Raw genomic sequence first — 12,201 nt, forward strand, 5'->3', positions numbered from 1 at the left:
GGGCCGCTGCTAGCCCGTCTCGCCCCGGCCCGCCGCGCGAGCGATATGGGTCGCGCCGCTCGTGAAGGCGCGGCGCCAGGGCACGACCCCCTCGATCTCGATCTCGAGCGAGAAGCTGAGGAACGTCCGGATCAGCACGATCAAACCGAGGATCACGACGTTCTCGAGGGTCGGGGCGACCGCCACGGTGCGCACGAGGTCCGCGGCCACGAGGATCTCCAGCCCGAGCAGGATGACGCCGCCGAACGCCTCCCGCAGCACCTGGTAGGCCTGCCGCCCGTCTCGCGATCGCCGCCAGGACCGGACCGAGATCCCGACGGCCACGAACAGGCCGACGAGCAGGACGGCCGCCCCGATCCCCTCGAAGAGCTGCGCCACATGCTCCATCGCCTCCGCGAACCCCATGCCTCAGCACCCTAGTTGCCGCCGTGCGACCCGGGTGGCTGGATGCCTGGGCGGCTACGATCTGGCGTGTGAGCGAGGTCGCGCTGGTCCATCGCGCCCACCACGTGGCGGGGGCGATCTACGGAACGATCCTGGCGACCACCGTGGTGGCCGCCGCCGGGCACGAGCCCGAGACGATCGACCAGGCCGCGATCCTCGTCCTGGGCACCTCGGTGGTCTTCTGGCTGGCCCATGTCTACTCGCTCGGCCTCGCCGCACGGGTGGTCGCGCGGCGACCGCTCCGGCGCGACGAGATGGTGTCGCTGGCGATCGCCGAGTGGCCGATGCTCCAGTCCAGCTGGCCGATCCTGCTCGCCCTCATGCTCGGCGTGACCGGCATCGTCCCCCGCGCGACGGCGGTCGATCTGGCGATGGCGGTCGGGATCGGGGCGCTGTTCACCTACGGGTTCGTGATCGGGCGACAGGAGAAGCTGAGCTGGCCGAAGGTCCTGCTCAACATGGCGATCTCCGGGGCGTTCGGGCTCGCCATCCTGGCGCTCAAGGTGTTCGTGCACTGATCGCCGTGTTCGTCCGCTGATCGACCCGGGGGATCGGCGTCTGATCTCGATGTGATCCCGATCCGGTCACGATCACGAGCGAAACCCGATGCTGCGGTTCGCGCGCCCCTACGGTCGGCGGATGAGACGCATCGCGGTGCCGGTCGTACTGCTCCTTCTCGGCGGAGGGTTGCTCACCGGGTGCAGCGCCTCGTCGGACAGCTCCCTCGCCAACACCTCCGTCGCGGACGAGGCCGGCTCGCTCGGCGAGGGGGCGGTGGGTGCTGTTGCCGACGTCGCCGGGGATGTTGGAGCGGCGGTGGGCACGGTCGCAGCCATCGACCGGCAGGTCGTGACCTCTGGCTCGGTGTCGCTCGTCGTCCGGGACCCGGCCGCCTCGGCCCAGCGAGCGAGCGAGCTCACCGAGGCGGCCGGTGGCCGGGTCGATGAGCGTGTCGAGGTGTCGGCGTCCGACGAACGATCTGCCAGTGCGCGCCTGGTCGTCCGGATCCCGGCGCCCAAGGTCACCGAGACCCTCGAGCAGCTCAAGGCGCTGGGCGAGGTCGGCCAGGTGCAGCTCACCGCCACCGATGTGACCGGCACCGCGCAGGATCTCGACGCCAGGATCTCCGCGCTCATGGTCTCGGTGGGACGCCTGGAGGCGCTCATGGGCGTGGCGACCACCAGCGACGACCTGCTCGCTCTCGAGTCCACGTTGGCGGCCCGCCAGGGGGACCTGGAAGCGAAGCAGGCGGAGCGCGGTGCGCTCGCCGGCCAGGTCGCCCTGGCGACGATCACGCTCGACCTCCAGCCCGAGGCGATCGCTGAGGCCGAGGCGACGACGGGGCCGAGCGGGTTCTGGTCGGCGCTCGGAACGGGCTGGGGCTCGCTGGTCGCGGCGCTGCGGGGCGTCCTGATCGCCGTCGGGGTCCTGCTTCCCTGGGCGGTCTTCCTCGGTGCGGTGGCTGCGGTGATACTGGTGGCGCGGCGGGTCGTGCGGCGACGCCGGTCGCCGACGGCGACCTCCATGCCGGAGGTCGCCTCCTGACCACAGCCCCGGTGGCGAACGGCGCGGACCGAGGTCCAGACACGAGAGCGCGGGTGGGTGCGATGCAGAAGATCAGTCCGTTCCTGTGGTTCGACCGCGAGGCCGAGGAAGCCGCCGAGCTCTACGTGGCGACCTTCGCGAACTCGACGATCCTCGGCGTCTCGCGCTACGGCGAGGGCGCGCCGCTCCCGGCGGGCACCGCGATGTCGGTGGCGTTCGAGCTCGACGGGACCAGCTTCCAGGCGTTGAACGGCGGTCCCGGGCGGCCCTTCACCGAGGCGATCTCGCTGTTCGTCCGCACGGACGCCCAGGACGAGATCGACCGCCTCTGGGCAGCGCTCACGAGCGGGGGCGGGGAACCGGGCCGGTGCGGGTGGTTGAAGGACCGGTTCGGGCTCTCGTGGCAGATCGTGCCGTCGGTCCTCGGAGAGCTGCTCGGCGACCCCGATCCGGCGCGGTCGGGCCGGGCGATGCAGGCGATGCTCGGGATGGGCAAGCTCGACATCGCGGCGCTCCGCGCAGCGGCCGAGGGCTGACTCCGCCGAAGCCTTCCTGCGGCCGAGGTGAGGTGCGGTCAGAGCCCGTTCAGCCGGTCCACGACCACGGTCAGGTCACCGAGGTTGACCCAGTTGACCGCGACGTAGTTCGGCAGCCGGTCACGCTCGGTCGCGCAGCGCGTCAGGCGGGCACCGAGGACGCCGTCGGCATTGACCGTCTGGGCATCGGTGTACAGCGACCTGAAGCCGCTCAACCAGTGGTTGACGAGGAACAACGACGCATCGGGGTCGCCCCGGTTCAGCGCGCAGTCGAACGACTCGACGGTGGGGTACTCGTACCCGGTGTCCTGCACGTAGTCGAAGCCCTGGAGCAGCCAGGGATGCTCGGCCCCGCCGCCGTCGTTCTCCATCAGCACGACGAGGCGTCGGTCGGTCTCGACCATCGAGCGGAGCGTGGGCCAGGGGGCCCCGGGGGCCGCCGGTACATAGGCGGCGCCGGTCAGGCCGGCCGCATCGAAGGCCGCCGCCGTGTCGGCCGGGGTCACGGCGTCCTGGATGAACAGGGTGACGACCTCGGTCGGGTGGGTGGCCATCCAGGCCCGCACGCCCTGCAGCTCGGACAGCAGGGGAGTGCCGCCGAGCTCGCAGAACGTGTGGCACAGGTAGGGCGCGATCGGACCGCTGGGCGGGCCGCCGCCGGCCTGGAGCTGGCTGACGATCCGATTGACGGACTCGACGATCTCCGGCCCGAACTCGTCCCGCGCCTGTGCCCCCGCCGCGGCGAAGTTCGCCGGGGCGGTGAGGACCGCGCCGCTCGCCACCGGCTGGCCGTACCAGGTGTCGATGAGCAGCACGCGGACGCCCCGGTCGAGGAGGCCGACCATCCCGGTCGGCTGCTCGGCGAGGTAGAAGCCGGCGTCTTCGGCCGTCATCGCGTTGTGGGCGGCCGGGAACGCGACCTCGTCATAGCGTCGGTCGCACAGCACCTGGCTTCCGTTGCAGGTCGTGAGCGCGGGGTCGGTCGCGTCCGCCGCCGCGACAGGCCGGGGCGGGGTCGCGCTCACGGCGAGCAGGGCCCCGACGAGCGCGACGGCGACCGACGCGGCCGCGGCGGGCACCCACCAGCCCGGACGACCGGTGCGCACCGGTGGCGGTGCCGATCCGGCCGGCGTGCCGGTCGTCCGATCCTCGCGGGTTCGGGCGCGGCGGGCCGCACCGGTGAGCTGGTCCAGCGCATAGAGCACGGTGATCACGCCGGCCAGCACCGCGAGCCCCCGCAGCGTCGCGTCCGGCCACAGCACCAGGGCCGTGCCGGACACCGCCATCACCAGGCCGCGCGCGATCCCGAACCCGGTCGAGGTCGGGCGCCCGGCGGCCCGCCGCAGGACCGCGCGCACCCGGCGGTCGACGTCGGTCGCGGGCAGGGTGGCCGATGTGATCAGCGCGACGACCCCGCCGAGCAGGAGGGTGAGCGTCGCGATCTGGACCAGGGGACCGCCGAACGTGGTCAGCAGCGCCGCCCCGGCCGCACCGGCGAGGGTCGAGCGGTCGAGCGAGGCGGCCCACACCTGCTGGCCGATCGCCGCCACGAGCAGCAGCGCGCCCCCGGCCGCCACGGCGATCCCCGCGCCGTGGATCGCCTCCCGAGGGCGCGGATGCACGCGCACCCCCAGTGCGAGGCAGCCGATCGCCAGCGCCGGCAGCAGCCAGGCGAGCGTGGTCGCACGCTGCGAGGTCGCAACCGCGGCGCCCACGAACCCACCCTGCCCGCCGACGGTGGACAGGGTGACCGGCAGGTCCGGCGGGATGGCTGCGGCCGCCTCGGGTGCGGAGGTGCGCAGCAGCGCGGTCACCACGGCGCCGAGGTCCGCGAGCCGGAGCACGACGGTGGTGGAGTCCGGTGTGGTCAGCGCGGTGTGGGCCTGGGTGGCGGCGACCCGGAAGATCGGCCTGACCGCGTCGCTCGCCACGACCCCGGCGGCGACCTGGGCGATGAGCGGCTTGACGGCGACCAGGTCGGCCCGCCGCGCCACCGCGACGTCGGCGACCTCGGCCCCGATGGCGCGGGCGACGTCGGGATCCTGCCGGACCTGCTCGACGTTCGCGACGAACCGCGGGCCGTCGAGCACCTCGCGGTTGACGAGCCCGGCCAGGCCGGCCAGGGCCACCAGCAGCGCGGCAAGGGCGAAGACGCCCCACGCGATCCAATGACGCACGATGAGCTCCCGTCCCGGCCCCGGGCGCGGATGCGTGCGCGCGCCTGCAAGCACGGTAGGGGACCACGGCGCTCGAGGGAATCGGCGCTCGAGGGAATCAGCTCGGCTGCGACCATCCGCCCCGATGCACCACCTCCTCGACGCCCTTGCGGGGGCGCGAGGCCGCCGATCCGCGCACCGGTTCGGCGGGCGCGGGATGGCCCAGGGTGATCGCCCCGATCGGGGTGAAGTGCCCCGGCACGTCGAACTCGGCGCGCACGGCGCCGTCGTTGCCGGGCGGGATCCCGAAGAAGCACGCGCCGAGGCCCTCGTCGACGGCGGTCTGCAGGATCAGCAGGGCGGCCATCCCGGTGTCGATGTGCCAGTACGGCACCGACCAGCGCGCCTCCTCCTGGTCGGTCCAGCCCTTGTCCGGCTCGGCGTACCGGCCGAGGTACGCCGCCTTGCACGACAGCGGCACGATGACGACCGGAGCGGTGCGCATGCCCCGCAACCATCGGCCGGGGGTGGCACCGGACGGGGTCGCCGCGGCCCAGAAGCGGTCGACGTCGGCCGGGCGGTCCAGGACGAGGAAGGCCCATCCCTGGCTGAAGCCCGCGCTCGGTGCGTGCAGCGCGTTGCGCAGCATCCGGTCGACGACGTCGGGGTCGACGGGGTCGGCGGTGTACGTCCGCACCATGTGGCGGCGGCGCACGACGTCCTGGAAGTCCATGGGTCGATCATGTCGTGCGCTGGTCCGCAGGCGGTGCCGCGAACTAGCCTCGGATCATGTGCCGCAACATTCATACGCTCCACAACTTCGCCCCGGCCGCGACCGACGACGAGGTCCGGGCGGCCGCGCTGCAGTACGTCCGCAAGGTCAGCGGGTCGAACACCCCGTCGAAGGCGAACCGGGAGGCGTTCGACCGCGCCGTCGAGGAGATCGCGCACGCGACCGGGCATCTGCTGGCAGACCTGGTCACGTCGGCACCTCCCAAGAACCGGGAGGTGGTCGCCGCAGAGCGCCGCGCCCGGTCGGCCCAGCGGTTCGCGACGTCATGACGGCGACCGGAGAGGTCCTGAACCAGGTGGTGCCCACCCTCGTGCGGGTGGCCCGCCGGCCCGGCGCCATCCTGCTCAGCCTGGCCGGCTGGCCGATCGGGATCTTCGCCCTCCTCGGGCTGGGGTACGGCGCGACCGGCGACGGCTGGGCCGCGTGGCTCCCGTTCTTGTGGGCGGGTGTGCTGGTCGTCCCGGTGGCCGTCCTGGCGATCCGCCGCGAACGGCTCCAGGTGCAGACGCAGAGCCTGCACCTGCACCGCACGATCACCGGCGACCAGACGGTGGTCACGTACGACGCCCAGCCCTCCGTCAGCCCCGTGCAGGAGGAGCTCGACGCGCTGTCGGCCGCGATGGCGGAGAACGCGGTGCGCACCGCACGCTTCTTCCCCCGGATCGAGGCCGCCCAGCGGGCGGGTCTGCTCGCGGCGGGTGGCCCGGTCAACGCCCCCTACCTGCGCGACGACCTGCGGGTCACCCTCGCGGCGCTGGTGGGCACGCTCGTCGCGATCCCGCTCGCGGTGCTCGGCTCGATCGTCACCGCGGTCCTGCTGCTCGCGCGCTGACGCCTGGCACCTGGGGCCCGACGCCTGGTGGCCGTGGCGGCGCTGGCGCCCGGGCGTTGCGGCCCACGGAGGGCGCCGACGCACGGTCTAGGGTCAGTGCCCATGTGCAGCAACGGTGTGGCAAGGACCCGGTCGAGCTCGGCAGCGGTGTTCCGGTCGACGACGGTCCGGTCGACGACGGTCCGGTCGACGACGTTCGGGACGACGGTCGTCGCATGAGGGTCGCCCGCCTGCACGGCGTCGGTGACGTCCGGGTGACCGACGAGAGCCAGCCGGTGCCGGCCACCGGCGAGAGCCTGGTGCGGGTCACCGCCGTCGGGCTGTGCGGCTCCGACCTGCACTGGTTCACCGACGGCGGCATCGGTGACGCGCAGCTCACCCACCCGCTGGTGCTCGGTCACGAGTTCGCCGGGGTCGTCGTGGGCGGCCCCGACGACGGTCAGCGGGTCGCGGTGGACCCCGCTCGCCCGTGCGGTGAGTGCGAGCAGTGCCTGGAGGGCAACCGCAACCTGTGCCCGACCGTGCTGTTCGCCGGGCACGGGGTCGACGGCGGTCTGCGCCAGCTCGTCGCCTGGCCGACGGCGCTGCTGCACCGGGTCCCCGACGCGCTGAGCGACGCTGACGCCGCGATGCTCGAGCCGCTCGGGGTGGCGCTGCACGCGCACGACCTGGGCAAGCCACGCACCGGTGCGGTCGTCGTCGTGGTCGGCTGCGGCCCGATCGGGCTGTGCCAGATCCAGCTCGCGCGCTCGGCGGGGGCCCGCCTGGTCGTCGCCGTGGAACTGCTGGCCCACCGGCGCGAGGCCGCCCTGGCGCTGGGCGCCGACGTCGTGCTGGACCCGGGCTCCGACGGGATCCTCGAGGCGCTGCACGCGGCCACGGGCGCCCGCGGCGCCGACGTCGCGTTCGAGGTGGCCGGGACCGACGACGCCGTCCGCCTTGCGGTGCACGCGGCCAAGCCCGGGGGCACGGTGGTCCTGGCCGGGATCCCCGGCGACGACTCGACGACCTTCCCGGCGTCGATCGCGCGCCGCAAGGGGCTGACGCTCAAGCTGGTGCGCCGGATGAAGGAGATGTACCCCCGCACGATCCGCCTGGTCGACGACGGCCGGGTCGACGTGACCTCGATCGTGTCCCACACGTTCGCGCTCGACCGGGCTGACGAGGCGTTCCGGCTCGCGAGCGAGCGCATCGGCCTGAAGATCATCGTGGCTCCGGGCGCGTGAGCACCACCGGGCTGGTCATCGCGGTCGACTGCTCCACGACCGCGGCAAAGGCCGTCGTCCTCGACTCCGCCGGGATCGTCGTCGCGCAGGCGTCCTACCCGCTGCGCACGACGCAGCCCCGGCCCGCGTGGCACGAGCAGGACGCGGAGCAGTGGTGGGCGGCCACCCGCAGTGCCGTCGCCGAGGCGGTCGGAGCCCTTGCGGATCCAGGCAGGGTGGCGGCCCTGTGCCTCACGCACCAGCGGGAGTCGTTCGTCTGCCTGGGCTCCGGCGGCCGACCGCTGCGACCGGCGATCCTGTGGCTCGACGGCCGGGCGCACGACGAGATCGCCTCGCTCGGGACGGCGCGCGTGCACGAGCTGTCGGGCAAGCCACCGGACACGACGCCCGCGATCTACAAGCTCGCCTGGCTCGCCCGGCACGAACCCTCGATCCTCGCCGACGCGGTCCACATCGGCGACGTCCAGGCGTACCTCGCCTGGCAGCTGACCGGTCGCTGGGCGACCGGGCTGGGGTCGGCCGACACGCTCGGGCTCTTCGACCTGCAGCGCGGCGACTGGTCGGCCGAGCTTCTCGACCTCGCCGGGGTCCGCGCGGACCAGCTGCCCGAGCTGGTGGCCACCGGGGACCAGATCGCGCTGCTCACGCCCGACGCCGCCCGCGCGCTCGGCCTTCCGGGGCCGGTGCCGCTCGTGGCGGGGATCGGGGACGGCCAGTCGGCCGGCCTGGCCCTCGGCGCGACCGAGCCCGGTGTCGCCTACCTCAACCTCGGCACGTCGATGGTGCTCGGCATCCAGTCCGACGGGTACCGGTGGGACGCCGCGTTCCGGACCCTCGCCGGAATCCGGCCGGCGACCTACACGTTCGAGACCGTCCTCAACGCGGCCGCCTACGTGGCGACGTGGTGCCGCGAGCAGTTCGGGGAGCCGGACGCCGACGGGGCCACCGGGGCGGAGCTCGAGGCCGCCGCCGCACTGATCCCGATCGGCGCGGAGGGTCTGCTCACGCTGCCGTACTGGAACGCCGCGCAGACCCCGCACTGGGACGCGCTCGCCCGCGGCGCCACGCTCGGTTGGCACGGGCGGCACACGGCGGCGCACCTGTACCGCTCGATCCTCGAGGGCGTCGGCTTCGAGCTGCGGCTGCACCTCGAGCGGCTCGAGGCGGTGACCGGAGAGCGGGTCGAGGTCATCCGGGTGGTCGGCGGTGGCGCGCGCAGCCCGCTGTGGATCCGGATCGTCACCGACATCACCGGCCGGGCGGTGCGGGTGTGCGCCGACTCCGAGGTCAGTGCCGCCGGCGCGGGGGTTCTCGCCCGGGAGTTCCTCGCCCGGTCCGCGGCGGGGTCAGGTACGGCTTCCTCGACGAGGTCCTCGGCCCGGCCGGCCGAGCGCACCGCGCCGGCAGAGCACACCGCGCAGCCAGGGCGCACCGAACCGGCGGGCCGTGACGTGCTGCCGGACCCGGCCGTCGCGCCGGGCTACGACGCGCTCTTCGCCGTCTACCGCCAGATGTACCCGGCGCTCCGGGGTCTCTTCGGCGAGCTCGCGGCTGCTGCGCAGACGGTCGCTCGCCAGAAGCCGCCGGGTCCGGGCCGGTGAGCTCCGCGCGGACTGCCGCGGGTCCCGGGCGGATCGACGCCTCGCTGCTCGCCGTCGCACTCGTGTGGGGCTCGACGTATCTCACCGCAAAAGAGCTCGTGGTGCCCTCGACCGTCGTCGCGATCCTGGCGCTGCGGTTCGCCCTCACCGTGGTCGCGATGCTGCCGTTCTGCCTCGGTCGGCTGCGCCGCACGTCCCGGGACGAGCTGCGCACAGGCGTCCTGCTGGGGGTGATCCTCGCCGCCGAGTTCGCACTGGAGACGTTCGGCATCGCGGGCACCTCGGCCACGAACGCCGGGCTCATCATCAGCCTGACGCTCGTGCTCACGGCGCTCCTCGAGAGCTCGCTGAGCCGCTCGTGGCTGCCGCCCCGGTTCTACGTCGCCGCTGTGCTGTCGGTCGTGGGGGTCGCCCTCCTCGCGACGGGATCCTCCGTCGGGGCCCCGACGTGGGGCGACCTGCTCATCCTGCTCGCGGCCGCCGTCCGGGCCGTGCACGTCACGGCGATGCACCGGCTCTCCGCCGGGCGCCGTCACGACGCCTTCACGCTCACCTTCGTCCAGCTGAGCGTCTGCGCGGTGGTCTTCTGCGCGCTCACGCCCTGGGTCGGGGAGTCGATGGTCGCGGTGGCACCTCAGCTCGACGTCGGGCAGTGGGTGCGGCTCGCCTATCTCGCGCTGATCTGCACGGTGTTCGCCTTCGTCGTGCAGATGTGGGCCGTGCGCCTGACCTCGCCGTCGCGCGTCAGCCTCCTGCTCGGCACCGAACCGATCTGGGCGCTGGCCATCGGGGTGGTGATCGCGGGTGACCGGATCGGGTGGATGGGGCTGCTCGGTGCCGCCGCGATCGTCGTGGGAACTGCGTGGGGTCGACGGATCGAACGGCTCCACCGGGAGCACCAGGGGAGCGCTGCCGTCGTGCTCCAGGAGTCGGGTGCGGTGGTCACAGCCGCCCGATAGCGTGGAACGAGACTCGCGCTGAGGCGTGACCCGCTCGGACCCGGCGGGGAGGTCGTGACCGGAGCCCGGGAGGTGCCGTGGTTCACGAGAAGCGGATGGCGTCGGTGCTCAGCGACTTCGCCAGGACGTTGCTCACCGACTTCCCGATCCAGGCCATCCTCGATCAGCTCGTGGAGCGGATCCCCGAGGTCCTGCCGATCACCGGTGCCGGGATCACGGTGATCTCGCCGGGCCTGGCCCCGCAGTACATCGCGGCCTCCAACGACGAGGCGCTCCGGTTCGAACGACTGCAGGCGTCGCTCGCCGAGGGGCCCTGCCTGACGGCGTTCCGGACGGGGCAGGCGGTCTTCGTGCCCGACCTTGCGGCCGATCGTCGGTTTCCGCGGTTCGGCCCTGCGGCGGTGGCTGCCGGGATGGCGGCGGTGTTCACCTTCCCGATGCGGCACGGAGAGGCGCGCATCGGTGCGCTCGACCTCTACCGGGACCGCCCCGGGGCGCTCACTGCCGCGGCGCAGGATGCGGCGCAGACCCTGGCCGACGTCGCCGCGGCGTACCTCCTCAACGCGCAGGCGCGGCAGGAGGCGACCCAGGCGGCCGACTGGTTTCGCGACCGGTCGCTCCACGACGTCCTGACCGGTCTGCCCAACCGGGCCCTGCTCCAGGAGCGGATCGAACATGCCTCCCATCGCGCCCTGCGCACGCACGGTGCGGTCGCGGTCCTGTTCGTCGACCTCGACCACTTCAAGCGCGTCAACGACGCCTACGGCCACGCGGTCGGCGACGAGCTCCTGATCGCCGTCGGGCGGCGGCTGGCCTCGCTCGTGCGCCCCGGCGACACCCTGGCGCGGGTCTCGGGCGACGAGTTCGTCTTCCTGTGCGAGGACCTCTCGCACGTGACCGACGTCGACGTCCTCGTCGAACGCATCGACGAGGCGTTCGCGACGCCGTTCGCGCTGTCGGGGGTCGAGATCGCCGCCACCGCCAGCGTGGGAATCGCCTATGCCGGGGCCGGCGAAGCCGTCAGCGACGACCTCGTGCTCGACGCCGACATCGCGATGTACCAGGCCAAGCGGCGCGGCGGCGCGACCCATCAGGTGATCAACCTGCGCCTCGCGGAGGAGGCGCACGACCGCAACGAGCTCGAGCGCGACCTGCGCGCGGCGCTCGCCGGTGCGGCGCTCGACGTGGCGTACCAGCCGATCGTGCGCTCGATCGACGGCTCGGTCATCGGGGTCGAGGCCCTGCTGCGGTGGACCCACCCCGCGCGCGGGCCGGTCCCCGCCGCCGCCGCGGTCGCCGTCGCCGAGCAGAGCGGCCTGATCGCGGGCATCGGCGGGTGGGTGCTCGATCGTGCCTGCCGGGACCGGGGCCGATGGCTCGCCGAGCACCCCCGGCACCCGCTCGACCTCTCGGTCAACGTCTCGGCGCACCAGCTCATGGCGCCGGGCTTCGTCGCGTCGGTCGCCGAGGTCCTCCGCGCGACCGAGATGGACCCCGCCGCGCTCGTGCTCGAGGTCACCGAGGGGGTCTTCGTGGCGGACGGCGACCGTGCGATGGGCGTGCTCGGCGATCTCAAGCTGCTCGGCCTGCGGCTCGCCCTGGATGACTTCGGCACCGGGTACAGCTCGTTGAGCTACCTGCGCCGGTTCCCGGTCGACATCGTCAAGATCGACCAGAGCTTCGTGGCCGACCTGGGGCGCGACCCGGCCGCGTCCACCATGGTCGCGGCCATCACGCACCTCGCCCACGACCTCGACAAGACGGTCACGGCCGAGGGCGTCGAGACAGCGGCGCAGCGCGACGAGGTCGTGAGCGTCGGGTGCGAGCTCGCACAGGGGTTCTTCTTCGCCCGACCGATGCCCGCCCTCGAGCTGTCGGCGCGGCTCCATTGAGGCCGCGCGGTCGCTGCCGCGCGGCTCGATCGGCGGGGTGACGATCGCCACCCCGCCGGGATTTGACGCTCCCAGGCCCGCTGCGTAGTGTTCACGTTGTTGCCCAGCAGGGAGGAACGGACACCGCAGTGCCTCACGGCGCGAGACGGTGGCTGGTCCCGGAAGGCAACCACCCCATGTCGACTGTTTCTCGGCGCTGTTGCGTCGGGGTACTGTT

At 73.3% G+C, this 12,201-nt stretch carries 12 protein-coding genes; 9 read left to right on the top strand and 3 right to left on the bottom strand.

The window, feature by feature from the left end:
- Nucleotides 1-9: 9 nt before the first annotated feature.
- Nucleotides 10-405 (bottom strand): DUF1622 domain-containing protein, encoded by a 396-nt coding sequence (locus EUA98_RS11160; RefSeq protein WP_130102757.1) that lies wholly within the window; start codon nucleotides 403-405, stop codon nucleotides 10-12.
- A 68-nt stretch (nucleotides 406-473) separates the two neighbouring features.
- Here EUA98_RS11160 and EUA98_RS11165 point away from each other — a divergent pair, with 68 nt between their 5' ends.
- The 3 genes from EUA98_RS11165 (at nucleotide 474) to EUA98_RS11175 (ending at nucleotide 2,525) form a co-directional block, all read left to right on the top strand.
- Entirely contained in the window at nucleotides 474-962 is a 489-nt protein-coding gene (locus tag EUA98_RS11165) for a hypothetical protein (RefSeq protein ID WP_130102758.1), read from the top strand.
- Nucleotides 963-1,083: 121 nt separating this feature from the next.
- Nucleotides 1,084-1,989 (top strand): DUF4349 domain-containing protein, encoded by a 906-nt coding sequence (locus EUA98_RS11170; protein ID WP_165372800.1) that lies wholly within the window; start codon nucleotides 1,084-1,086, stop codon nucleotides 1,987-1,989.
- A gap of 62 nt (nucleotides 1,990-2,051) precedes the next feature.
- Nucleotides 2,052-2,525 (top strand): VOC family protein, encoded by a 474-nt coding sequence (locus EUA98_RS11175; protein ID WP_130102760.1) that lies wholly within the window; start codon nucleotides 2,052-2,054, stop codon nucleotides 2,523-2,525.
- A gap of 38 nt (nucleotides 2,526-2,563) precedes the next feature.
- On the opposite strand, the gene EUA98_RS11180 is transcribed toward EUA98_RS11175, so the two are convergent.
- Both EUA98_RS11180 and EUA98_RS11185 read right to left on the bottom strand, forming a co-directional pair.
- Entirely contained in the window at nucleotides 2,564-4,702 is a 2,139-nt protein-coding gene (locus EUA98_RS11180; RefSeq protein ID WP_130102761.1) for a phosphoinositide-specific phospholipase C-related protein, read from the bottom strand.
- Between the two features lie 97 nt (nucleotides 4,703-4,799).
- Complete coding sequence (locus tag EUA98_RS11185; RefSeq protein WP_130102762.1) at nucleotides 4,800-5,414, bottom strand: nitroreductase family protein; 615 nt, start codon at nucleotides 5,412-5,414, stop codon at nucleotides 4,800-4,802.
- 56 nt (nucleotides 5,415-5,470) lie between these two features.
- On the opposite strand from EUA98_RS11185, the gene EUA98_RS11190 reads away from it, so the two are divergent.
- From EUA98_RS11190 to EUA98_RS11215, 6 genes are all read left to right on the top strand, one after another.
- A complete protein-coding gene (locus tag EUA98_RS11190; RefSeq protein WP_130102763.1) occupies nucleotides 5,471-5,743 on the top strand; it encodes a DUF2277 domain-containing protein in 273 nt (90 codons plus the stop codon).
- The gene (locus tag EUA98_RS11195; RefSeq protein WP_130102764.1) at nucleotides 5,740-6,306 is read left to right on the top strand and encodes a hypothetical protein; all 567 of its coding nucleotides are present in this window, start codon (nucleotides 5,740-5,742) and stop codon (nucleotides 6,304-6,306) included. The genes EUA98_RS11190 and EUA98_RS11195 overlap by 4 nt, the downstream gene beginning before the upstream one ends.
- 104 nt (nucleotides 6,307-6,410) lie before the next feature.
- Nucleotides 6,411-7,532 carry a zinc-dependent alcohol dehydrogenase gene (locus tag EUA98_RS11200; protein WP_242511401.1) on the top strand — a complete coding sequence of 374 codons (1,122 nt, stop codon included), beginning with the start codon at nucleotides 6,411-6,413 and terminating at the stop codon, nucleotides 7,530-7,532.
- The gene (locus EUA98_RS11205; RefSeq protein ID WP_130102765.1) at nucleotides 7,529-9,133 is read left to right on the top strand and encodes a xylulokinase; all 1,605 of its coding nucleotides are present in this window, start codon (nucleotides 7,529-7,531) and stop codon (nucleotides 9,131-9,133) included. Before EUA98_RS11200 ends, EUA98_RS11205 begins: the two co-directional genes overlap by 4 nt.
- Nucleotides 9,130-10,092: a DMT family transporter gene (locus EUA98_RS11210; protein ID WP_130102766.1), complete on the top strand. Its 963-nt coding sequence runs from the start codon at nucleotides 9,130-9,132 to the stop codon at nucleotides 10,090-10,092. Before EUA98_RS11205 ends, EUA98_RS11210 begins: the two co-directional genes overlap by 4 nt.
- A 77-nt stretch (nucleotides 10,093-10,169) precedes the next feature.
- Nucleotides 10,170-11,984 carry a putative bifunctional diguanylate cyclase/phosphodiesterase gene (locus EUA98_RS11215; protein ID WP_130102767.1) on the top strand — a complete coding sequence of 605 codons (1,815 nt, stop codon included), beginning with the start codon at nucleotides 10,170-10,172 and terminating at the stop codon, nucleotides 11,982-11,984.
- Nucleotides 11,985-12,201 lie beyond the last annotated feature (217 nt).

Origin of the sequence: Pengzhenrongella frigida (genome assembly GCF_004168625.1) — a bacterium.
In the GTDB taxonomy this organism is placed as follows: domain Bacteria; phylum Actinomycetota; class Actinomycetes; order Actinomycetales; family Cellulomonadaceae; genus Pengzhenrongella; species Pengzhenrongella frigida.

Coding starts and splice junctions, on each gene's coding strand:
- EUA98_RS11185 (WP_130102762.1), bottom strand. CDS start 5,414: ATGGACTTCCAGGACGTCGTGCGCCGCCGCCACATGGTGCGGACGTAC.
- EUA98_RS11170 (WP_165372800.1), top strand. CDS start 1,084: ATGAGACGCATCGCGGTGCCGGTCGTACTGCTCCTTCTCGGCGGAGGG.
- EUA98_RS11160 (WP_130102757.1), bottom strand. CDS start 405: ATGGGGTTCGCGGAGGCGATGGAGCATGTGGCGCAGCTCTTCGAGGGG.
- EUA98_RS11190 (WP_130102763.1), top strand. CDS start 5,471: ATGTGCCGCAACATTCATACGCTCCACAACTTCGCCCCGGCCGCGACC.
- EUA98_RS11175 (WP_130102760.1), top strand. CDS start 2,052: ATGCAGAAGATCAGTCCGTTCCTGTGGTTCGACCGCGAGGCCGAGGAA.
- EUA98_RS11195 (WP_130102764.1), top strand. CDS start 5,740: ATGACGGCGACCGGAGAGGTCCTGAACCAGGTGGTGCCCACCCTCGTG.